The following is a 24,251-nucleotide window of genomic DNA, read 5'->3' on the forward strand; positions in this document are numbered from 1 at the left end:
GTGACTCATGCGAAACTCAACTTATTCAGCCCGCTTCTGCCTGGGACTGATTCTGACTTCGATCTGCTTTGTGATGACACAATCCGTTTTCGCTGCTGATCAGAAACCGGCGCAACCACATGTGGTGTTTGTGGTGGGGACAACCCATTATGCACCACAGAAAACGCTGCCCGCATTCGCGAAGCGGCTGGAGCAGTATGGTTTCAAGACGACCGTGGTGCTGCCTGACGGTGATCCCGAACGTAACCAGAAAGGACTTCCGGGGCTGGAAGTCCTGGAAGAGGCGGATCTGGCTGTATTTTTCATGCGGTTCCTGCAACTACCGCCGCGGCAGTTTGCACACATTCAGAACTACATCAAATCCGGAAAACCGGTGATCGGTCTGCGGACCAGCACGCATGCCTTCGATTACGAAAAAGGGCATCCCCTGGAAGAGTGGAACCGGGGATTCGGCAAACGCGTTTTAGGTTCCGAATATTTTTTTCACCTCACAGGTGAAACAGTTGTGGAGCATGTGCTGGAATATCGCGATCATAACATTCTGAACGGGGTCGCAGCGAAATTTCTGGCCCCCGGTGTCCTCTATCAGGCAGATATCCCTGCGGATGCCACACCGCTCTTGACCGGTACAGGAAACTCCAAACGTAAAGGGATCTTCAAAAACCAGTTTGGCACTTATGAACTGACGGGCGAGATGAGCTGGCCCGTTGCCTGGACGTGGAAGAATGAATGGGACAGTCGTGTCTTTACCACCACGCTGGGACATGAAGATTCATTTCGGCTGGACGCTTTTAATCGCCTGCTGATCAACGCTGTGCACTGGTGCCTGGAATTGCCTGTAGGCACAACTCCGGAAAAACTGGCGGTTGCGAATTCCGCTCCTAATCTGAAACGACCGTTCGAACTGACGCAGGATCACTCTCCCGAAACGGAACGTAAGACATTCCAATTGCTGCCTGGCTATGAAGTGAACCTGTTCGCCGCCGAACCGATGCTGGTCAATCCGATTCACATGACCTGGGATCCCCAGGGGCGACTGTGGGTGATCTGTTCTACCTCGTACCCACAGGTTTCTCCGGGAGAAAAACCGAACGATCAGATTGTGATTCTGGAAGACACCGACAATGATGGACAGGCAGATAAATCAACGGTGTTTGCCGACGGGCTCTATGTGCCGACGGGACTGGAACTGGGTGACGGGGGCGTTTACGTTGCCAACGCACCAGATCTCCTGTTCCTGAAAGACACGAATGGAGATGGGAAAGCCGATCATCGGGAAGTGGTTCTGACCGGATTTGCCACGGAAGACAATCACCATTCAATCAGTGCCTGGCGATGGGGACCAGGAGGCTGGCTCTACTTCCAGGAAGGGACCTTCATGCATACTCAGGTAGAGACACCGTATGGTACAGTCCGCCTGGAAAATGGAGGCGTGTTTCAATTCCAGCCACGCACTCTGAAGCTGAATGTCTTTGCGGATTATCGTGCTTCGAATCCCTGGGGGCACATGTTCGATGACTGGGGACAGTCGTTCGTGATCGACAACCCGCGCATCTATTTCAGTGCACCACTGACCGCGAACAGTCGCGCCAAGCTGGGTTACGAGGCCAGCGGCGAAGGAACAAAGCAGTGTGGCGGCGAATTCGTCGCCAGCCGCCATTTTCCCCCGGAAGTCCAGGGAGAGATCTGGACCAACCAGTATAAAACACACTCAATCGCGCGTTATGAAGTCACCGATGATGGAGCCGGTTATTCGGTCAAAGGGCTGGAGCCTTTACTACAGTCGAGCAGTTCTTACTTCCGCCCCGTCGATCTGAAGATGGGACCGGATGGAGCCGCTTATGTGCTGGACTGGTACAATCCACTGATTGGTCACATGCAACACAGCTTTCGGGATGAACGGCGCGACACGACACATGGTCGTGTCTGGAGGGTGACCTATAAGGGACGTCCGCTGGTTGAGCGTCCTCAACTAACCGACGTCCCCCTGAAAGATGTAGTGAACCACCTGAGAGATCCGGAGAGCTTCACGCGTCAACAGGTCAGGCGAGTACTCTATGATGCGGACCAGCAACAGGCGAAAAAAGCCCTGGATGACTGGCTGCTGACTCTGGCTCCCCAGGAACCGAACTACGATCATCATCGCCTGGAAGCGCTCTGGTGCTATCAGACCATTGGAGTCGTGAATGAAAAACTGTTGCGAGAGGTACTGGAAGCCCAGGATCCACGTGCCCGGGCCGCTGCACTGCGTGTGCTGCGTTACTGGCATGCCCAGGTAACAAATCCGCTTGAGCTACTGGAAACTGCAATTCATGACGCGCATCCGCGTGTCCGCCTGGAAGCGATTCTGACCGCAGGCTATATTCCCGATCCCCGTTCGGTCACGATCGCGGTCAAAGCCATCGACGCCCCCATGGATCGCTACCTGGAACACGCGCTGAAGTTAACGATCGACGGGTTACAGGAACACTGGGTCAAAGCGCAGCAGGCTGGTAAGGTTCAGTTCGATAAGCCAGCACATAAAAATTATGCCCTGGCGAATCTGCTGTCGAATGAATCCATCGACGTGATTATTGATCTGCTCAATGCAGGCAGCATTGATGCTGATCTGTTGAAAGGCCCCGCCCAGGTTGTTGCAGAAAAAGCCAATGCGAATCAACTGGAACCACTGGTGCTGAGTCTGGTGGAAGTCACACGCGAATACAAAACACAGGGTGGGAAAGGCATCTCTCCCGAGGCACTCAGTATCTTGCTGGATGCGATGGATCGGGCTGCGCGGGAACGGGGAGTCGTCCCCGAAGGTAACATCGGTTCCATGCTCAGCCGCTCTGCGGTGGTGCCTGGTGTGCCTGTGCAAAAATCAGTAGCCCGGCTGATTGGTTCCTGGAAACTGACGCGTGAAGGCAGACGACTGCAGCGAAATCTGAATGCTGCAGACACTGACCAAGAAATCAAACAGCTGTCAGCAGAATCGCTGGGAATGCTGGGCGATGCGGGTTCGATCAAGTATCTGAAGGGGCTCGCGAACTCTCAGAAACCTGTCAACCAGCGTCTGCTGGGCATCTATGGTCTGGCAGCGCATGACCTCAAAGAGGCAGCCAGTCTGACGCCAGGCATTCTCAATCAGGATCCCAAGGACTCTGATCCCGCCTGGTTCCTGACCGCATTCACGAAACGAAAAGGAGGCCCTGAGGTTCTGGCAGAGCAGCTGAAATCGGCAAAGCTGAATGCTCAAATGGCGGCCCGTATTCGTCAACATCTGATTGAAACCGGTGAAACGAATAAGGCTTTGATCGATGCCTTTGGCGGGGGAGTGATGCAGGATTCTCTGGAAGCGCAACTACTCAAAGAGAATGTACTCGATCTGGCCAGTGAAGCCCGAGAGCAGGGGGACGCCGCCCGGGGTGAGTTGATATTCCGCAGGGCCGAGTTGGCCTGCATGAAGTGCCACAGCATTTCCAATGCAGGACCTGTACTGGGTCCGGACCTGGCAGCCATCGGTTCGAGTTCGCCGCCCGATTATATTGTCGATTCATTCTTGCGTCCTTCCAAAGTAATTAAGGAATTCTACGAGAGCATTATGGTCGTGACCGATGAAGGTCGCGTGATTAACGGAATCCTGGTGGTGCAGGACGATTCCAAGGTGGTACTCAAAGACGCAGCCCAGCAGGGGAAACAGGTCACGATCCCCGCTGATCAGATTGAATTTACGAAGAAGCTGCCTTCACTGATGCCCCAGGGGCTCGCGAGTAAGTTGAAAAGCCGCCAGGAATTTCTGGACCTGGTCAAATTTGTTACCGAGCTCGGACGTCCCGGTCCGTACGCAACGAGTGCAGCACAGGTGGTGCGTCGCTGGCGTCTGCAGAGTGCAGATGCGGCTATGACAGCAGAAAATTCTTCCCAGATCAAAACTCTGGCAGATTCAGGAGTTGCTGCTTACAGCATGGTGAATGGCACGCTGCCTGTGGCTGATCTGAATCTGCAAAAGCCTGTCACACGTGCCATGGCGCTGGTCGATGTTACACAAGCCGGGAATGTGCAGTTAAAACTGAATTCCGCGAAAGGGATCAAGCTGTGGCTGAATGAGACGTCGGTGCCCGTATCTGAAATGACAACACTGGCTCTCCCTTCCGGACGGAGTCAGATCACGTTCGAGATCGACCGCGATGCGCGGGGGGACACTGGTCTACGGGCAGAGTTCCTTAAAGCGGAACAACAGCCCCAGGGCCGCTTTAAAGTGGTCGGCGGTCCCTGAGGCTCGACTGTTAGATTAGATACAGGATCAGTCCTGTTGAGCTGTCGTGCGTTTGATCCAGGCACCACAGAGATCGGGCCAGTTGGAGACCGGGTTGTCTGAAGGTCGCAGACCGTAGCCATGCCCCCCTTTGGCAAAGAGATGCAGTTCGGCGCCGACTTTGGCGTCTTTCAGGTCACGGGTGTAATTGAATGCGCTATCGACCAGCCGTCGGTCATCGAGAGTCTGGACGATAAACGCAGGGGGAGTCTGGTCGGTCACTTTGATCTCGGGAGCCGACCTACGTTTGTCATCTTCCTGATAGATGTAAGCCGGGTAAATCAGAACGGTAAAATCGGGACGACAGCTGAGTTTATCGGCTGCATCAATGGGTTCATAATTCCGCTTCTCATAGTTGGTCGAGAGGTTTGCTGCGAGGTGTCCGCCGGCAGAGAAGCCGAGTACACCAATCTGCTGCGGGTTAATGCCCCACTCCTGTGCTTTACTGCGCACGAGTCCTAACGCACGCTGGGCGTCTTTCAGGGCCTGTTCACGCTGATTACCGGGGACCGTGTATTTAACGACCACTGCATGAATGCCGATAGAATTCAGCCATTCCGCGATTTCGGTTCCTTCCAGATCGTAAGCCAGGATATTGTAGCCACCTCCCGGAAAAATGACGACGGCGGGAGCGTCAGGTTTGGCATTTTTAGATTTGTAAAATTCAATTGCCGGCCGGTTCACTTTGGTAATACGAATGATATTACTGTATTTGACTTCGTCGTCACTTTGATCCAGTAGAGGACGATCAGGCCAGACTGCGATTTGTGCATCTGGTTTGGGAGTTTCAATGGGCGCTGCTGCCAACGAACAGAGCAGAAAGGCGGACAGTAGAAAATATTTCATGGTTGAGATCTCCTGCAGGAATCAACATCGGTTGGAATCAGGTATGGACTCGGAATTGACTATCATAACGGTCCTCCATTATCGGGTGTAGCAGGGCAGATTCATTTTTCTTGCGAAATGCATGTAAGTGTTGATTTGTAAAGAAATTTCAAATACAACTTGCAATTTGAGATAATCCCGCGACACTGAGCATCAGCTGACGCCATTTTTTTACTGTTCATTTCACGACTCCGCTCCGTCATGAAAAAGCTATCCCGCCCCCGTCTGACCACGGTATTATTGATTGTGATTGCCATCCTGATCGGTGGGCTCGTGGGCGTCGGTACATTCACATTCGGCTACGCACAAGGTGCCTCTTATCTCAAAGCCGATTCCCAGTCCTGTGCGAACTGTCATGTAATGCAGGGGCACTTTGATGCCTGGCTGAAATCCTCGCATGGGAAATTCGCGGGCTGCAACGATTGTCATGCACCGCACGACGGTGTTGCCTCGAAGTATTACTGCAAGGCACGGAACGGATTTTTCCATTCACTGGCGTTCACAACCGGTGACTTCGAAGAGAATCTGAGAATTACCGATTACAACCGACGTGTCACTGAGCAGGCCTGTCGGAACTGCCACCAGGATCTTGTGCACCAGATCGACATCAACGCGATTGGTGAATTGCAAACTGACAAAACCGAGCGACTGGAATCCAATGCGTGTATTCGCTGTCATTCCAGTGTGGGGCACGATACCTGAGTCAAATCTGATTTGATATCCCGATTACGTGGAACCGTATTATGAATAAGTCTACCAGACAAATCTCCCTGTCTACCCTGTTACTGGTGGCTGTTATCTCTGCAGCCCTCTGTTTTGGGGTGGTGGCTTTGCTGACGAATATTTTCGAACGCAAGCAGGAAGCCCGTACGACAGTGATGCGGGTTGTTGAGATCGATGACAACACGTCTGATCCCGCAGTCTGGGGGAAAAACTTTCCGCTGCAATACGATGACTATCTGAAAACAGCCGACATGGTGCAGACAACTTACGGAGGGAGTGAGGCGATTCCCCAGGCACCGACCGATGCCGATCCGCGTGACTTTGTTTCACGCAGTAAACTGGAACGCATTCCTCAACTGAAACAGATGTGGGCCGGGTATGCCTTTTCGAAAGATTATCGCGAAAAACGCGGCCATGCCTTTATGTTGACCGATCAGCTCTATACCGAACGCCAGAAAGTCGGCCAGCCCGGGACCTGCATCCACTGTCACGCTTCCACGTACGTCCCGATGAAGGAACTCGGAGATGGGGACATCATGGCGGGTTTTGAGAAACTCAACACCATGCCCTACATGCAGGCCAAAGACCATGTAAAGCATCCCGTGGCCTGTATTGACTGTCACGAACCGGAGACGATGGCACTGCGAATCACCCGACCTGCTTTCATGGAAGGCATCGCCGCCTATAAGGCCTCGCAGGGAATTGAAGACTATGACGTCAACCGTGACGCCACGCGGCAGGAAATGCGTTCTTATATCTGTGGACAATGTCACGTGGAATACTATTTCAAAGGGGATAATAAACGGCTGACCTATCCCTGGGCGAAAGGCCTGACGGTCGATGCCGCTTACGAATATTACGAAGAAGAAAACTTCAAAGACTGGACGCACGCGGAAACAGAAGCGCCGATGCTGAAAGCTCAGCATCCGGAATTCGAGCTCTGGTCGCAGGGCATTCATTCGCGGGCCGGTGTCAGTTGTGCGGATTGTCATATGGCGTATAAACGAGTGGGGGCGATGAAGATCAGCGATCACCATATCCGCAGTCCGTTGTTGAATGTGAATGCTTCCTGTGGCACCTGCCATAAAGCAGACGACAAAGAGCTGATTGCCCGCACGGAAATGATTCAGGCCCGTCATCAGAAACTGGTGGAGGTTGCCCTGGAAAGTGTGATCGATCTGGTGAATGACATTAACGCTGCGAAGAAGAAAGGGATCTCTGCTGAGAAGCTTAAGGAAGCCCAGCAGTGGCAACGCAAAGCCACGTTCTATGTTGACTATGTCGAAGCCGAAAATTCATCCGGTTTCCATGCAGGTCAGGAGGCGGCCCGGATTCTGGGCGAGTCGATCAACTACTCCCGCAAAGGACAGAACGTGCTACATCAGGCCGCGCAGGACTGAATCACATTTCTAAATCTTATTTCTCAAAATCACACAACGCATGTTGATTGGCTGATATGTACCGGGTACCATCGAATGTATCTATCACTCCGCGATCAGCCCCGGCTCAGATCGCACCAGCCCTCACCTGATACCAGGAAACGATCAGCATGTATCGACTCTCGCTCTGCTTCGTGCTTGTTTTCATGCTTTCTCCACTGGCTGCCGCTGGTGAATCCGCAACTCAGAAGACTCTGGAATGGAAGGCGGGGGCCGCTTCCGCGAAGATCACGCCTGACAAACCTTTAAAAATGGCAGGTTATGCGGGACGGAAAGAACCGGCAGAAGGCACCGAACAGGACCTGTATGCGAAAGCCCTCGCGGTAGAGGACCAGCAGGGAAATCGGGTAGTGTTTCTGACACTCGACCTGATCGGTGTAATCGATCGCCTGAGGAGTGACGTTACCAGCCAGGTGCAGGAAAAATATAAACTCGATCCTGCTGCGCTACTCATGAATGCTTCACACACGCATTGCGGCCCAGCCTATGGTCGCGATGACGCAGAGGAATATTACAACCAGTTGTCTGTGACTCTGGTGAAAACCATTGGACAGGCGCTTGAAAATCTGCAACCGGCACAACTCAGCTGGTCTGCGGCTCGCTGTTCGGTTGCCATGAACCGCCGCACGCCAACCGCGACCGGATATCGTAATCATCCCAATCCCGATGGCCGCGTGGACCATCAGGTCCCCGTTCTGCGGGTCGATGATGCCGAGGGGAATCTGAAAGCAGTGATGTTCGGTTACGCCTGTCACAATACGACGATGGGCTTCCGTAAATGGCTGGGAGACTATGCCGGTTTCGCACAGGAATATTTTGAGAAAGACCACCCCGGCGTTACAGCCCTGTTCATGATGGGTTGCGGCGGTGACCAGAATCCTTATCCTCGCAGTGAGCTGCACTATGCTCAGAAACATGGACGCTCACTGGCAACCGCGGTCGAAGCGGCGTTGGAGGTCAACCAGCGGAGCCTGCTGCATCAGCACAAGCTGCATGGTCCGCTGAAAGCAGCATACGGCACCGTCGAACTGGAGTACCTGCCCGAGAAGAAGCGAGAGCCCTGGGATTACCCGGTGCAGGTGATACAGTTTGGGAAGGATCTGACGCTGGTGGCATTGGGTACGGAGGTCGTCGTCGATTATGCCCTGCGTATCAAACAGGAACTGTACGAGGAAGAGGGCCCCGCGGTCTGGATCGCCGGTTATTCGAACGTCTATTCCGGTTACATTCCCAGCAAACGAGTACTGCTGGAGGGGGGCTACGAAGCGAGTCGCCCCTATAAACCCGATGTGGAGGAACGCATCATCGGAAAGGTACTCGAACTTAACGAAAGTCTGGCGACCCAGGAATCAAAGTAAACCGACATCGGTCAATTCCTTCGGGAGAGAACTGCATGTACCCAGCCTGCAGAACAAATTCTCAGAGAGTCGCGACGCTCAGTCTGATACTGTTGTCGCTGACCTTCACCAGTGTCTCGCAGGCCGAGAAGTCGACTCCCGGTCTGGAATTGTTCGAGAATATAATCCGACCGGCGCTGATCGAACATTGTTACGAATGTCATTCTGCAGCAACCTCGGACATCAAAGGGGGACTGCGAGTTGATAGTCGTGAGGCGATTCGCAATGGGGGCGAATCGGGCGCTGCGGTGGTTCCGCATCAGACCAGGCAGAGTCTGTTACTTGATGCCCTCCGACACGATTCTTTTGAGATGCCGCCGGGTAAGAAGCTGCCTGATGAGGTCATTGCCGACTTTGTGAAGTGGGTGGAACTGGGAGCACCAGACTCCCGCGATCAACCACCGAGCGTCGATGAAGCCGCCTCGCTCTCCTGGAAAGCGATCTTCGAAAAACGACGTCACTGGTGGAGTCTGCAACCACTGCAGAAGGTCACACCTCCCATCGCAGCGAACAACGACTGGTCAGAACGGCCCGTAGACCGTTTCCTGTTAGGGAAGTTGCAGCAGTCACATTTACAACCCGCTAAAACTGCGAGTCCGCGAACTCTCATCAGGCGACTTTCGTTCGTCTTGACGGGACTGCCTCCCACACCTGAGGAAGTCGAAGCGTTCGTCTCAGCAGCAAAACAGGATCGTCAGGCTGCCTACGAGGGAATGGTAGACCGGCTGCTGGCATCGCCGCATTTTGGGGAGCGATTTGCCCGGCACTGGATGGACGTCGTGCGATACACGGACACTTACGGTTACGAATGGGATAACCCCGCCAAAGGTTCCTGGGAGTACCGCGATTATCTGATTCGCGCATTCAACCAGGATGTAGGCTTTGATCAACTGGTGCGTGAGCAGATCGCAGGCGACCTGTTATCGGAACCACGGATTAACCGACAGAGCGGGTTTCAAGAAAGCCTGATCGGCCCAATGTTCTACCATATGGGCGAACATCGTCACGGCGACAGCATTAATTTTAACGGCATTCACCAGGAGATGGTCAACAATAAGATTGATGCCTTCTCGAAAGCGTTTCTGGCGAGTACTGTTGCCTGTGCCCGCTGTCATGATCATAAGCTGGATGCCATTTCCCAACGAGACTATTACGCGATGGCAGCGGTCTTCATGACTCCCCGCTGGACATCACGCGTGATTGATGCCCCGGGTAAACAGGATGCACTGATCGGACAGTTACAAACACTGAGAAATGAAATCCACCAGGAATTAAAACAGGTCTGGAGTCAGCAGGCCGAGCAGTTCACTTCGGAATTGGCAGCAGCCCTCGACAATTCTGCTGACGCTCGTTCCCGTATCTGGCGCGAAGCACTCGGGCTGACTACAGAAAAAGAGCAGAAGTCCGTCAAATTAAAAGCAGGGGACATCGCCTGGCCGGCTGCTCAACTGTTAAAGTTATCCTCGCCGGCTGAAATCAAAACAAACTGGGAGCAACTGCAGGTGTCCTGGCGCTCTGCCAGCGAAACACATCGCCAACAGAACAAAGAACGCTTTAAACTACTGACGGACTTCTCGAAACCTGGTTTTACTGAAGGTTGGCAGGTCGAAGGAGACGGTATTCGTTTTGGATATGTCACGGAAGGGACGCCTTTAGTATCTCTTAATGGTGATCAACTGGTCCAGAAACTGTTGCCCCGTGGATATCACACGCATGCCCTCTCTTCTAAATTACCGGGCGCGATCCGACCACCGTCTGAGCGAAAGCTGCCGGGAAAGATGGTCAGCCTGAATGTGGCTGGGGGTGAGTGGAGCGGTTTTCTCCGCACACCGGACAATGCGTTTCAAACTGAGAATGTGATCTTTTTTGATCGAAGCGAGCCAGCCTGGCAGACCTTTGCTGATCGTCCGCTGGTCAACGGCATCCAGCGGATGATGTTTGAAATCGCAACCAGCGATCTGAACCCCGATTTTCCACCCCGGACAGGAAAAACCCGGGCCGGCGGCAAACTACTGCCTGCGGAGGATTTTGGTTTTGATAAACGGAGCTGGTTCAGTGTGACGGAAATTGTCAGCCATGATCAACCGGGAAAGCCCGCGGACGAGTTGGTTCACTTCGCTACATTGTATGATCAGACTCTTCCAGATAATCAGATTGAGGCCAGCCAGCGCATCGCAGTCTGGCTGACCGGAAGCGTGAAGCGCTGGTGTCAGGATCAACCAAATGATGGTGATGTCACGCTGATCAACTGGCTGCTGAAAAACCGACTGCTGGATAATCAGGATGACGGGGGTTCGCGTCTTAAGCAACTGGTCACCGAGTACCGTCAGATTGAGTCACAAATCCAGTTTGCTCACACTGCGAACAGTATGGATGAACGCGGTTTGACTGAGATTTCCTATCCACTCAATATCCGGGGGGATGTCGATGATCTTGGTAAACTGATTCCACCTGACTTTCTGGAAGTCTTTGCCGGACGACATCAGGTTCCTCAAAGCTCGGGCAGTGGTCGACTGGAACTGGCAGAGTACCTGGTCAGCACGGAACATCCTCTGACCGCGCGAGTCTATGTGAACCGGGTCTGGCAGTGGGTCTTTGGGGAAGGACTCGTCCGAACCCCCAATGACTTCGGGCACCTGGGTGAGCAACCCACGCATCCGGATCTGCTGGACTACCTGGCGCAGGAATTTATGGCAGATGGCTGGTCAACCAGACGACTGGTACGCAGACTGGTGCTGACGCGAGCGTTTCAACAATCGGGGACCGTGTCTGAGCAGTCGAAAGACATCGATGCAGACAACCATTTATGGCACCACTATCCGACTCGCAGACTGGAAGCCGAGGCGATTCGCGATTCACTACTGACGGTGTCCGGTAGTCTGGACCGCCGGTTATACGGTCGTCCAATCGAAGTGCCCCGATCAAAACCCGATCCTGCGAAACGACTGTTCGATGGTCCCCTGGATGGTGCAGGGCGGCGCTCGATTTATCTGCGGATGTCGATCATGGATCCTCCCCGGTTTCTGGTTGGTTTTAATCTGCCGGATTTAAAACTCCCCACCGGCAAACGGGATGTCACCAATGTGCCCAATCAGGCCTTGATTCTGATGAACGATCCGTTTGTCATCAGCCAGGCAGAGGAATGGTCAAAGCGTCTGATTACAGATTCAAGTGAAACAGTGGAACAACGGTTACAGCAGATGTTTCTGACTGCCTATGGACGCCATCCCGAAGCGAGTGAAGTCAAACGCTGGACAGCGTTGATTGAAGAACTGGGAGGGACGCATGAGCAGAGCGGGTTGCTGCAGAATCCAGAAGTCTGGCGGCATGTGGCTCACGCCATGTTTAATACCAAAGAATTCATTTATTACCGGTAACTGATATGCAGAGCTCATCATTCCGTTACAGTCGCTGCCCGGGAGCATTGTCCGCCAATTCCCGCCGTGGCTTCCTCAAGCAGACGAGTGCCGGTTTTGGCTGGTTGGCACTGGCAGGTCTGCTGGGTGAGCAGAGTCGATCACAGGCAGCACCGCAATCAACGCCGTCCCACCATACGCCGCGTGTTAAAAATGTCATCTTCTGCTTCATGGATGGCGGACCCAGTCACGTTGATACGTTCGATCCCAAGCCGGCATTGAAAACGTATGAAGGGAAAGCAATCGGGGCTGGGGCCGTTTCCAAGCGATCTCAATCGAGTGCCGGTCGGGTCTGGCTGGGAAGTCCCTGGAAATTCCGACAGCGGGGTGAGAGCGGTCTCTGGGTCAGCGATCTGTTTCCGCAGCTGGCTCAAGTAGCCGACGAACTGTGTGTCGTACGTTCCATGGTGGGAGAACTGCCTCTGCATGGTCAACAGAATCTGTTATTGCACACGGGGCGAATCATCGGACAGGCACCGAGTATGGGGGCCTGGGTTTCTTATGGACTTGGTACCGAGAACCGCAACCTTCCCGCCTACGTCGTGTTGAATAACGACTGGGTGCCGAATGGAGGCCTGGAAAACTTTGGCAGTTCGTTTCTCCCCGCTACACATCAGGCAACGCAGTTACGCGCGAAAGGCGTACCCGTGGACAACATCCGGCCGGGTGATTCACTCTCGCTGCAACAACGCAAACTGGAACTGCTGGCTGCACAGGACCAGATCTTTGCGGACAAAGTCTCGGCGGCTTCACCTATTGAAAGTGCGATCGCCAACTACGAAACTGCATTTCGTATGCAGACCCTGATCCCCGAAGTCTCCGACATCAGTCAGGAACCTGCTTACATCCAGCGCGAGTATGGCGTCGATTCCACTGACGAACATCAGCACTACTATGCAACCCAGGCACTGCGGGCACGGCGGCTTGTCGAAGCGGGAGTCCGATTTGTGGAGATCACGTGTCCCAGTTTCGACAGCAATAACAGTCCCTGGGATCAGCATGGGCAGCTCAAGAAAAACCATGAGAAGAATGCGCGAATTACGGAACAGTCCGTGGCGGCGCTCATTGTCGATCTGAAACGACGTGGGCTACTCGATGAAACTCTGGTTGTCTGGGCAGGCGAAATGGGACGGACTCCCCATACGCCGAAAGTCACGCCGACTTGTGGTCGTGATCATCATGTCAACGGTTACAGTCTGTTTCTGGCAGGGGGTGGCTTTAAACCGGGAATTACATTTGGAGAAACTGACGAATTTGGCAATGCGGTCGTCGAGCACCCACTGTCGATTCACGACATCCATGCGACGATTCTACATCAACTGGGACTGGATCATGAAGCACTGACGTTTCGACATGGGGGCCGTGACCACCGTTTGACCGATGTGCACGGACATGTAATCCAGGAGATTTTGAGTTAAAGTAGTGATCCATGAAGTTCCAGTTAAATGTCAGATTCGAATCTGTTTTCACTGACTCTTGAGTTGCCGGGCCCCTCTCAGAGACTTTAAAATCAGAGTATCCATCCCGGAAGGCGGTCCACGGTAAATCCTCCGTCGCATCTGCCGTTCCCATACCGCGTGATCAACGCAGACACATTCAAATAATTCCCACCCGCCAATTCCACTGAAACAGGTATATTACGTATGTTCGATTACAAACGGCTTAATGAAGCAGTTAAAGCAGAGAACGGTATCAGCCGTCGTCTCTTTCTTTCCTATGGTGCAGCGCTGTCGACTCTCCCTTTACTGGGTCGGGCCAGTTGGGCGAATCCCTCTCCCGTTTTCCAGAAAGATCCTTTCACCCTGGGTGTCGCTTCCGGCGATCCGGACTCGACCAGTGTGATTTTATGGACCCGCCTCGCTCCCGAACCACTGCAGCCCCACGGCGGGTTAGGTCCCCAGCCGATCGAAGTCAAATGGGAACTGGCGGAAGACGAAGGCTTTCAGAAGCTGATAGCATCAGGTACAGCCCAGGCAACTCCACAGCTCGGGCATTCCGTGCACGTGGAAGCGAAAGGCCTGAAACCCGATCACTGGTACTGGTATCGTTTCCAGGCAGGCGATGCTGTCAGCCCCGTGGGACGCACGCGGACAATGCCTGAAACCACCGCGATGCCAGACCAGCTGAAATTTGCATTCGCCAGCTGTCAGAACTATGAACAGGGACTGTTTACCGCCTACGAACAGATGGCTCAGGACGACCTGGACCTGGTCTTCCACCTGGGCGATTACATTTACGAATATCAGTCGGGCAGAAATGGCAAGATCCGCACACACTTCGGTCCCGAGATCGAATCACTGGGTGATTACCGGATTCGCCACTCCCAGTACCGCGCCGATCCCTTGCTGCACAACATGCATGCCAAATGTCCCTGGTTTGTAACCTGGGATGACCATGAATTCGATAATAACTGTGCCGCTGATGTCTCCGAAGAACTGGATGCCGACCCGATTGACTATCTACTCAGACGGGCCAATGCTTACCAGGCATATTATGAAATGATGCCGCTACGACCTGGTTGCCTGCCTCAGGGACCGCATATGCAACTCTATCGCCAGGGTGGTTTTGGACGACTGGCAGATTTCTTTGTGCTGGATACACGCCAGTATCGTTCCGATCAGCCGAATGGGGATAAAAAATCTCCGTTGAATCAATCGGCAATGGCACGCAGTAACTCGCTGCTGGGTGGTCCACAGCGGAACTGGCTGCAGTCCCAGTTGATCAGCTCAAATGCGACCTGGAACGTTCTGGCCCAACAGGTGATGATGGGCATGGTGAGTTTCTCATCGAAAGACGAAGAGCGGGTCTATTCCATGGACCAGTGGCCCGGCAGTGCCTATGAACGGATGCAGTTAATGCAGTTTATGGCTGATCGCCGCGTCCCCAACCCAGTAGTATTAACTGGTGACATTCATTCCAACTGGGTGAATAATCTGCGCGTGGATGACCGCAAGCCGGAAACACCTGTCGTGGCAACCGAGTTTGTAGGAACCTCCATCAGCAGTGGTGGGAACGGTGTGCAGAAACGAAAAGGGCACGCTGACATTCTCTCACACAACCCCTGCGTGCAGTTTCAGAACTCCGAACGCGGCTATGTCCGCTGCACAGTGACTCCTAAAGACTGGACCAGCGAGTACATGGTTGTGGATGATGTCACCCGTCCCGGGGGGCATGTCACTCCGCGGGCTGCATTCGTAGTCGAAGCGGGTACTCCGGGAGCACAACCGGCTTAAGTACCCAATCCGCTATGCTGACATTCGACTGAGATCAGAGCACCGAAGGAGGCTCGGTCTCAGTCGGCGTCTGCTGTGTAATCCAGTGCAGAAGCGTTTTCGCGAGCACTTTGCTGTTGACTGGTTTACTGAGGTAATCATCGCAGCCTGCGTCGAGACACTTCTGTCGATCTTCGGCCATGGCGTGCGCAGTGAGTGCCACGATGGGTAGCTTCGCGCCTGCAGCACGAAGCGTGCTGGCCAGAGTGTATCCATCCATTTCAGGCATCTGCATGTCTGTCAGCAGAAGGTGGTAAGGTTGTCCTGCCTGTTCTGCTTCCTGGAACTTGCGCAATGCAATCGCTCCGTTGTCGGCGACATCGACTTCGGCCCCTTTCTTCTTGAGCAGGAAGGAAATCAGCCGTTGATTGTCGGGACCATCTTCAGCGAGCAGAATACGAGTACCTGCAGGAAGAGAGTGTATTGCGGGTGACGTTTGTTGCTCAGTCTGTTCGGGTTCGTCCTGCAAACGACTGGTGATATATCTGGTTTCGGCGACGGTCTCTATGGGAAGTAGCAGTCGGAAACAGGTTCCGGTGCCTTCCTCAGTCCAGACGAGCGAGACCTCTCCGTTCATCAGTCGGGCCAGTTTCCGTGAAATCACCAGCCCCAGTCCGGTTCCTCCATGCTGGCGAGTGACCGAGGTATCGGCCTGGGAAAAGGCGTTGAAGATTTTCTCTGCCTGTGCGGAAGACATTCCGGGGCCGGTATCCCGGATATCGAATTGCAGAAACGATGTATCGCCCTGCTGAGACATTTCTACAATGAGTTGGATCTGCCCCTGCTCAGTAAATTTGACTGCATTCCCGACCAGATTCATCAGGATTTGACGCAGTCGGGTGGGATCACTTTTGATGAGATCGGGAATCGGATTCTGAATCCGTGTCACCATCTCAACTCCCTTTTCCGTCGCCGGGGGACGAAGTAGACTCTCGATATGATCCAGAATGTGGAACACCTGGGTTGTTGTGTAATCGAGTTGGACTTTTTGTGCTTCAATCTTGGAAAGATCCAGGATGTCGTTAATAACCGTCAGCAGATGATTACCCGCTTCCTGGATCGTATTCACTGCCTGATCCCGTTTTCGGGGTGACGTTGAAAAGTCTGAATCATTTTTCAGCAGATCGGCATAGCCCAGAATCGCAGTGAGCGGCGTGCGAATTTCGTGGCTCATGTTTGCCAGGAATTCGCTCTTACTTTGAGAGGCAGCCAGCGCTGCTTCCTGTGCCTGTTTGAGTTCGGTGATATCGTTTCGAATCGCGAGATAGCCAATGGAATTTCCTTCCCCATCCTTCATCGTCGCGATTGTTGTATCGACCCAGTAGGGTTCACCATTTTTACGCCGATTACAGATTTCCCCCTGCCACATGCCTTCCGCGGCAATGGTCAGAAACACCTCTTTCCAGAATTCCCGGGAATGCGTGCCGGAATTGACAATGCTGTGAGTCTGCCCGATCGTTTCCGCTTCGGTATATCCACTGACTTTACAGAACATTTCATTCACATGACGAATAGTACCATTCAAATCAGTTTCGGCCACAATCGCGTGCTGATCCAGCACTTTCAGACAGAGTTCCAACCGCACTGTTGCTTCTCTGAGCGACTTCTCCAAAACAATGCGATCGGAAATATCTACGAGCACATTTACCGCACCAGTAAGTTCCCCCTCGAAATTGAACAGCGGACTGACATGTGCCAGCGCGGTCTTGCGACTGCCATCCTCGGATTCAACAACGATTTCGCCTCCGTGAAAAGTTTTCGCTGAGTCCAAAGCAAGCGCCATCCAGCATTTCTCATGCGGAATCGGACTTCCATCAGTGCCGAATAATTTGAACGAACCACAGAACCGGTCCTTCGGATTTTCGATCTGTGGTTCCCGCCCCCAGAAATCGGCTGCTGCCTGATTGTAATAAGTAATCAGTCCCTGGGTATCACAGGTGTATGCAGCGACCGGAAGGGCATCAAGCAGGCGGCGGATTTTTTCCCGGCTGTCCAGCAGTTCCTGTTCTGCCTGCTTGCGCTCCGTGATATCATTTTCGATGGCCATAAAACCGGTCAGTATGCCATCGGCGTCCAGGATCGGATCAACCTTAAGATGCACCCAGTATTCTGCTCCTGACTTGTGATAGTTAATCAGTTCTGTTTCGAAGCTCTCTCCTGCGCTAATCTTTCGAGACATGTACTCGATCACCCGGGAATCCGTTTTCTCTCCCTGGAGCATCGCCCCGGGGCTCTGCTCCATTAACTCTTCGAGACCATACCCGGTGATCTGCGTAAAGCGGTCATTGACCCATTCTACACGTCCCTGGACATCAGTGATCACAACACCATTGGTCGACTTACTGACCGCGGTTGCCAGTCGTGACAGTTGTTTTTCATTCTGTTTCTGTTGCGTGATGTCGATACCGACCCCGAGGTAGCCTTCGATCTGCTGATACTGATCGCGAATCGCTGTCACCGTCAGTTCTACGGTACGATGGCTGCCGTCCTTACAGACATAGGTCCATTCATGCTTGTCCGAATTTCCCTGCATTGCCAGTGCAATAAACGTTTCGAAATTCTGAATCTTGCGTCCTAGTGCTGCAGTCAGTTCCCGGGCATGATCTTCGATTTCTTCTGCAAGGTGAAAACATTCGGGTGTCTGAATGCCAATCATTTCCCTGGCTGAATACCCCAGCAACTGTTCGGCTCCGGGACTGAACAGGGTGATAATCCCCTCGGGATCGGTGGCAATGATGGAGACTTCCGTAGCAGCCCGGATGACCCCATCCAGGTGTGCACGGGAAGTGTACTCGTCATACTGGAGGAGGAGAAATTCCGCTTCGCGCTGCTTTTCTTCAGTGATGTCCTGAAACGCTCCCACCAGACGTACGGGATTCCCCTGCTCGTATTCCAGTTCTCCCTGGGCTCTCACCCAGATATGTCGTCCTTTGGCTGTAATGAACGGGAGTTTGAGATCCCAGGACTGTCCGGTTTCGATCGAACGTTCCAGTGCACTTTGCAGAACAGGGCGTGCCTCAGGGGCATAAAAGCTGTACGCAGTCTCGATAGAAGGACGATATCCCGGCTCGACTTCATGGATCGCATACGTCTCCTGGGTCCAGAACAATTCCCGCGTTTCGAGATCCAGGTGCCAACCACCGATCTTAGCGACTTCGCCAACACGTGATAACAGCTTTTCACTCTGGTTGAGCTGCATCTTCGTCAGCTGATAATCATGAATGTCTTCGACGGTTCCGATCAGGGTCCGCTGCCCCTCCAGATCTCCATTCAAGACCTGCGCCTGGATCCGCACCCAACGGGAAAAGCCCATATGATTTCTGGTACGAGCTTTCAGATCGATTGGCCTTCCCTCTTGTAAATGTCTCTCGATCGCTGATTCCCAGGACTCTCTGTTTCCTGCCCCCAGATGATTGAGAAATACTTCATACTGAGCGAGGGGAAACTCTGACTCTGCTGTGTAGCCGAACACGCGCCAGAATGATTTGGAGCACCAGAATTCATTGGTCTGCTCAGTCCAGGACCAGGTTTCATGAAAGGAAGCCGAGATTGACGCAGCCAGTTGGGATTGATTGCTTTTCAGATTCTGTACGCGTAAATCGAGATCCGTTTCTCTCTTGTCCAGGCTGTCCTTTCGCTTTCGGACACGGGTTAAAAGATAAAAGCTGGCGGCATACGCAGTGACTGGCAGTACCAGCCAGAAAAACCAGTGATGGGAAACGGAAGCCGCCTGACCTGTCTGCGCCTGGTCAGCATCAGGTAAGACAGACTGAAATTTCACCAGCAGGGGCATCAATTTCTGCTCGCTGGTGAGAACCCGAGGCAACATGGCCTCGGGACTCTGTTGCCCCGACAGCACTTTAAGAACGTCTGCTGTAATCTGCTCAAAGAGAGGGCTGATTTGCCTATCAAGCTTCGAGGCAGCGGGAGCGGAGCCTGCCACCGTCTGACTGAGCTGATGACGCTGAGCATTCCACTGATTTAATAATTCGTCCAGTCGCTGATAGCTACTGGCAGCCTGCTTCGGGTTACTCAACAACAGCAGATGCTTGACGATTTCTGCAGTCTGGACCTGAAGTTGACTGACCGTCTGTCGTTGCTGTATCGCAGTCGCGGATTCGGAAGCTGACTGCGGTATGATTGACTGCTTCTGAAACAGAACCAGTACCAGAACCAGGAAAAAGCTGGCGAGAGCAGCCTGTAGAAAAGGCGTTCGAACAGCATTTTCCCACCCGGAAACTTTGACACGGGCCTGGATTGAGTCACCGACATTTGAGTCAGAACTAAAACTATGATGCATGGTTGATAATCAAGGAATTACAGACAGATGACGACAGACCATTTCTCTAAGTGGCGAATCAGAAGGGAGGTCAGTTATTTCCTGAAGTTACAGTGGGGATCCCTATCATTTTCTTTCGTCCCTGAAATTAAGCTGAGATGATAAAAACAGAGAACTTGAAACCCGTGACTGTTATGTCTGCTGGCAGGATTCTGTTGAATTTCTCTGCTGACACAGTTTCTCTGAAAAGTGCCTGAGGGATTCACCTGTAATTGATGCTAAACGAAAGAATATGCTCCTCAGCTTCAGGCTTTCAGATTCATGGTTTTTTCATTGGTATTATTAAATGAGCCGTCTAGAATAAAGCAAATCTGTACATCTCGTACGAGTTCAAAACAAAAGGCCTCTCAAAAGAATTGTTTATCATAAGCAATCCTCCGAACTTGCACTTGAGACGTTTTTCAAATCCAATCATCTCAGGGAGAATCCGCCATGAAGAGTTTATGCCGCTGGGGATCAATGGCTTTATTGATCTGTGCCACGCTGGTGACTCAAACTTTTGCCCAGCAGAACAGTTCCTCCAGGAAAAAACCAAATATTCTGGTCATTTTCGGTGACGACATCGGTCAGACCAATGTTTCTGCCTACACAATGGGACTGGTGGGTTACCGCACGCCCAACATCGATCGAATCGCCCGGGAAGGGGTGATCTTTACCGACTATTATGCGGAGCAGAGCTGTACTGCAGGACGCTCAACATTCATTACCGGGCAGTGCAGCTACCGCACGGGGCTGTCGAAAGTGGGCCTGCCTGGTGCGGACCTGGGATTACAGGCCGAAGACCCGACTCTGGCAGAACTACTGAAACCGCTGGGCTATGCGACCGGTCAGTTCGGAAAAAACCACCTCGGAGACAAGGACGAATTCCTGCCGACGAATCATGGGTTCGATGAATTCCTGGGAAATCTATATCACCTGAATGCAGAAGAAGAACCCGAAAATCGCAACTATCCGCGGGATCCCGAATTCCGCAAGAAATTTGGTCCGCGAGGTGTGATCAAATCCAGTGCGGACGGCAAAATCGAAGACACCGGTCCCCTGACGAAAAAGCGAATGGAGACAGTGGATGAAGAAACTTCGTCTGCAGCCATTGATTTCATTGAACGCCAGACCAAAGCAGAAAAGCCCTTCTTCTGCTGGTGGAACTCAACCCGCATGCACTTCCGGACGCACGTCAAAGAAGAACACCGCGATCAGCCAGGGCTGACCGCCCGCACGGAATATGCAGACGGGATGATTGAGCACGACAAGCAGGTGGGAACACTGCTCAAGAAACTGGACGAACTGGGAATTGTGGACAATACGATTGTGATCTACACGACCGACAACGGGCCGCATAAAAACTCCTGGCCCGATGCGGGATTAAGCCCCTTCCGGAACGAGAAGAATTCGAACTGGGAAGGTGCCTTCCGGGTGCCCTGCGTGATTCGCTGGCCGGGCAAAATCAAGGCTGGTACAGTCTCTAATGAGATTGTGAGCGGCATGGACTGGCTGCCGACTCTGATGGCCGCTGCCGGTGACAGCAATATCAAAGAGGAACTTTTGAAAGGGCATCGCGCGGGGAATAAGACTTACAAGGTCCATCTGGACGGGTACAATATCCTGCCTTACCTGACCGGCAAAGAAAAGAAATCGCCGCGCAGGTCATTCTTCTACTTTAACGACGACAGCCAACTGGTCGGACTGCGGTTCGAGAACTGGAAGCTGGTCTTCCTGGAACAGCGTGCCCGGGGGACCCTCAAAGTCTGGGCGGAGCCTTTTACGCCGCTGCGTCTGCCGTTAATGTTTGATTTGCGAGCTGATCCGTACGAGCAGGCCAATATCACGTCGAATACGTATTATGACTGGTTGCTCGACCATGCCTTCCTGCTGGTTCCCGCTCAGCAATACGCGGGCAACTTCCTGGAAACCTTTAAAGAGTTTCCGCCACGTCAGAAACCGGCTTCCTTCAATCTGGATGAAGTGGCCAAAAAACTGCAGGAAGGGACTGGCGGGGCTCAATAAGCTCGCCTTACCAGTCTGTTGATATTACACTCAAAGCGGAGCGTCCACACGGGGCGTTCCGCTTTGTTTTCTTTGCCAGCAGGTAGCGTCAAGAATGCTGCCAGACTCTGACTGAAGGAACGTGCATGAATCCGCGTGAATCGATTCTGCAGATCTCGGAATCAATGAATGCCGCTATTCTGGGGCAGGAAGCTGTGGTGGAACGGCTGCTGATTGCCCTTCTGGCGGATGGCCATGTGTTGCTGGAAGGCTTACCCGGCACGGCAAAAACGCGATCGATCAAAACGCTGTCGAGTCTCATCGAAAGTCAGTTCAGTCGCGTGCAGTTTACCCCGGACCTGCTGCCTTCGGATGTGACGGGCTCGGAAATTTATCGTGAGCAGAACGCGACATTCGAGTTCCAGCAGGGGCCAGTGTTCGGTAATCTGGTCCTGGCGGATGAAATCAACCGTGCTCCGGCAAAGGTGCAGTCTTCATTGCTGGAAGCGATGGAGGAACGCCAGGTCACCGTAGCGGGCAAGACGCATCGGCTGCCGAACCTGTTTCTGGTGCTGGCGACCCAGAACCCCATTGAACAGGAAGGGACTTACCCGCTGCCCGAAGCACAAATGGACCGGTTTCTGCTCTACGTGAATGTGGATTATCCCGTCGGTGAGAATGAGCTGGCCATCATGCGGCTGGTACGCCAGGAAAAAGCGGCGGCGGTAAAAAAGTTACCGGTTCCCATTTCGCAGGACGTAATCTTCGAGGCGCGGAAGCAGGTATTTGAAATCCACGTGGCGGAAGCGGCAGAACAATACATCGTCGATCTGGTGTTGGCCACGCGAAACCCGGAGCGAACGGGAGGAAAACTGGCCAGTTGGATTCGCCTGGGCGCCAGTCCGCGGGGAACGATCGCACTGGATGCAGCCGCGCGGGCACATGCCTGGCTGAACAACCAGGACTTTGTCTCACCGGACAATATTCGTGCGGTCGCACCGGCGTGCCTGGCACATCGGGTGCATCTGAGTTACGAAGCCGAGGCGGAGGGGGTCTCCCGGACTGATGTGATTGAAGAACTTCTGAAAACGGTCGTTGCCGTCTGAGGTCAGCCCATGAGTGCTGCTGTTTCGATTACACTCGAAGAACTGATTCTGATGAAGGCCGAAGCGCGCGGCTTTTCTCTGCTGCCACGTCAGCCGGTCACTTCGCTGCTGGCGGGGCGACATGCTTCGCGTCTGCGGGGGCGGGGGCTGACGTTTGAGGAGCTGCGGCACTATCACGAAGGAGACGACGTCCGTTCGATCGACTGGAGGGCGACGGCTCGACTGCGTTCACCTCACGTGCGGGTTTTCAGTGAAGAGCGGGAACGCCCGGTGCTGTTCGTGGTCGATCAGCGGTTGCCCATGTTTTTCGGATCGCGGCGGGCGATGAAATCGGTGGTGGCGGCCGAACTGGCGGCCCTGGGGGCGTGGCGCTCTCTCGAAGTGGGAGACCGCGTCGGAGGACTGGTATTCAACGAAAGTGAAGTTGTGGAGATCCGTCCGCATCGCAGCCGGACACGTGTGCTGCGGCTGTTTCATGAAATCGTCAACATGAACCAGCGTTTGGCTTCCGATCAGCGTGCGGAGGGTAGTGTTACATTAAACGACGCGCTGGAGAAGGCCCTGCATCTGGCCAAGCATGACTGCCTCGTGGTCCTGATCAGTGATCTGGATGGGGCGGATGCGGAAACGCGTCGGCTTTCGACTTTGATTTCCACCCGCAATGATATGCTGGTGGCCGCTGTTTATGATCCGCTGGGGGCGACGCTGTCCGGGGCACCGGGCATGCTGGCCGCCGACCGGGGAGAACTGTGGGAAATTCCCAGTCACGCTGCTTTTACCGATCAGTTTCGGCAGGCCTTTCAGGAACGTGTGGATGAATGGCAGAAAATTTTTCGTAATCTGAAGGTGCCCGTAATGCCTGTTTCTACGTCATTGCCCGCAGGCCAACAGGTGCTTTCTCTGCTGGGACACAGGGCGCGACCCTCATGAAAAACGACGCAACCAGCCTGGACCGGATGCACGACATTGTGCTGCCGGATGCCATTCCCTGGTGGCCACCGGCGCCCGGCTGGTACGTGGTGCTGGCGGCACTTGGAGGGCTGGTGCTGTATCTGTCGTACCGGGGCTGGCGGCACTGGGAGGCCAATCGCTATCGTCGCCTGGCACTGCAGGAACTGGAACAGGCACATTCGATCTTAGAAGTATCTGAACTGTTAAGACGCACGGCGCTGATGATGGTTCCCCGCGGGGAAATCGCAGCGCAGACCGGAGCCGCCTGGCCCGGGTGGCTGGCGGCGCACGCACCTGTCGCGATGGATGAGCAGATTTCCCGGCAATTGACGGTGGGCATTTACGATGGTTCACCGGGTGAGATTGAGGGACTGAAACAGTACGCCGCCAGCTGGATTCAACAACATCGACTTCCCGAACTGCAGCAGAGGGAATCAAGATAAAAC

At 53.6% G+C, this 24,251-nt stretch carries 13 protein-coding genes; 11 read left to right on the plus strand and 2 right to left on the minus strand.

Going from position 1 to position 24,251, the window contains the following annotated elements:
- Window positions 1-7 precede the first annotated feature (7 nt).
- A complete protein-coding gene (locus RID21_RS19140; protein ID WP_350191602.1) occupies window positions 8-4,255 on the plus strand; it encodes a PVC-type heme-binding CxxCH protein in 4,248 nt (1,415 codons plus the stop codon).
- Window positions 4,256-4,282: 27 nt separating this feature from the next.
- Here the strand turns inward: RID21_RS19140 and RID21_RS19145 are convergent, their stop codons facing one another.
- Window positions 4,283-5,140, minus strand: coding sequence for an alpha/beta hydrolase (locus RID21_RS19145; protein ID WP_350191604.1), 858 nt, complete (start codon window positions 5,138-5,140; stop codon window positions 4,283-4,285).
- 240 nt (window positions 5,141-5,380) lie between these two features.
- Between RID21_RS19145 and nrfH the strand changes: the two genes are divergently transcribed.
- The 6 genes from nrfH (at window position 5,381) to RID21_RS19175 (ending at window position 15,387) form a co-directional block, all read left to right on the plus strand.
- On the plus strand, window positions 5,381-5,881 hold the full coding sequence (gene nrfH / locus RID21_RS19150) for a cytochrome c nitrite reductase small subunit (protein ID WP_350191606.1): 501 nt from the start codon (window positions 5,381-5,383) through the stop codon (window positions 5,879-5,881).
- Window positions 5,882-5,922: 41 nt separating this feature from the next.
- On the plus strand, window positions 5,923-7,302 hold the full coding sequence (locus RID21_RS19155) for an ammonia-forming cytochrome c nitrite reductase subunit c552 (RefSeq protein ID WP_350191608.1): 1,380 nt from the start codon (window positions 5,923-5,925) through the stop codon (window positions 7,300-7,302).
- Window positions 7,303-7,451: 149 nt separating this feature from the next.
- A complete protein-coding gene (locus RID21_RS19160; RefSeq protein ID WP_350191609.1) occupies window positions 7,452-8,699 on the plus strand; it encodes a neutral/alkaline non-lysosomal ceramidase N-terminal domain-containing protein in 1,248 nt (415 codons plus the stop codon).
- A 35-nt stretch (window positions 8,700-8,734) separates the two neighbouring features.
- A complete protein-coding gene (locus tag RID21_RS19165; RefSeq protein WP_350191611.1) occupies window positions 8,735-12,115 on the plus strand; it encodes a PSD1 and planctomycete cytochrome C domain-containing protein in 3,381 nt (1,126 codons plus the stop codon).
- A gap of 5 nt (window positions 12,116-12,120) precedes the next feature.
- On the plus strand, window positions 12,121-13,572 hold the full coding sequence (locus tag RID21_RS19170; RefSeq protein WP_350191613.1) for a DUF1501 domain-containing protein: 1,452 nt from the start codon (window positions 12,121-12,123) through the stop codon (window positions 13,570-13,572).
- A 225-nt stretch (window positions 13,573-13,797) separates the two neighbouring features.
- Entirely contained in the window at window positions 13,798-15,387 is a 1,590-nt protein-coding gene (locus RID21_RS19175) for an alkaline phosphatase D family protein (protein WP_350191615.1), read from the plus strand.
- Between the two features lie 34 nt (window positions 15,388-15,421).
- On the opposite strand, the gene RID21_RS19180 is transcribed toward RID21_RS19175, so the two are convergent.
- On the minus strand, window positions 15,422-19,726 hold the full coding sequence (locus RID21_RS19180; protein ID WP_350191617.1) for a PAS domain S-box protein: 4,305 nt from the start codon (window positions 19,724-19,726) through the stop codon (window positions 15,422-15,424).
- 471 nt (window positions 19,727-20,197) lie between these two features.
- Between RID21_RS19180 and RID21_RS19185 the strand changes: the two genes are divergently transcribed.
- From RID21_RS19185 to RID21_RS19200, 4 genes are all read left to right on the plus strand, one after another.
- Entirely contained in the window at window positions 20,198-21,769 is a 1,572-nt protein-coding gene (locus RID21_RS19185) for an arylsulfatase (RefSeq protein ID WP_502892624.1), read from the plus strand.
- Between the two features lie 125 nt (window positions 21,770-21,894).
- On the plus strand, window positions 21,895-22,854 hold the full coding sequence (locus tag RID21_RS19190; protein WP_350191619.1) for an AAA family ATPase: 960 nt from the start codon (window positions 21,895-21,897) through the stop codon (window positions 22,852-22,854).
- Between the two features lie 9 nt (window positions 22,855-22,863).
- Window positions 22,864-23,784 carry a DUF58 domain-containing protein gene (locus RID21_RS19195; RefSeq protein WP_350191621.1) on the plus strand — a complete coding sequence of 307 codons (921 nt, stop codon included), beginning with the start codon at window positions 22,864-22,866 and terminating at the stop codon, window positions 23,782-23,784.
- Window positions 23,781-24,248: a DUF4381 domain-containing protein gene (locus RID21_RS19200; RefSeq protein WP_350191623.1), complete on the plus strand. Its 468-nt coding sequence runs from the start codon at window positions 23,781-23,783 to the stop codon at window positions 24,246-24,248. Before RID21_RS19195 ends, RID21_RS19200 begins: the two co-directional genes overlap by 4 nt.
- The last annotated feature ends 3 nt before the right edge of the window (window positions 24,249-24,251 follow it).

The organism is Gimesia sp. (genome assembly GCF_040219335.1).
In the GTDB taxonomy this organism is placed as follows: Bacteria; Planctomycetota; Planctomycetia; order Planctomycetales; family Planctomycetaceae; genus Gimesia.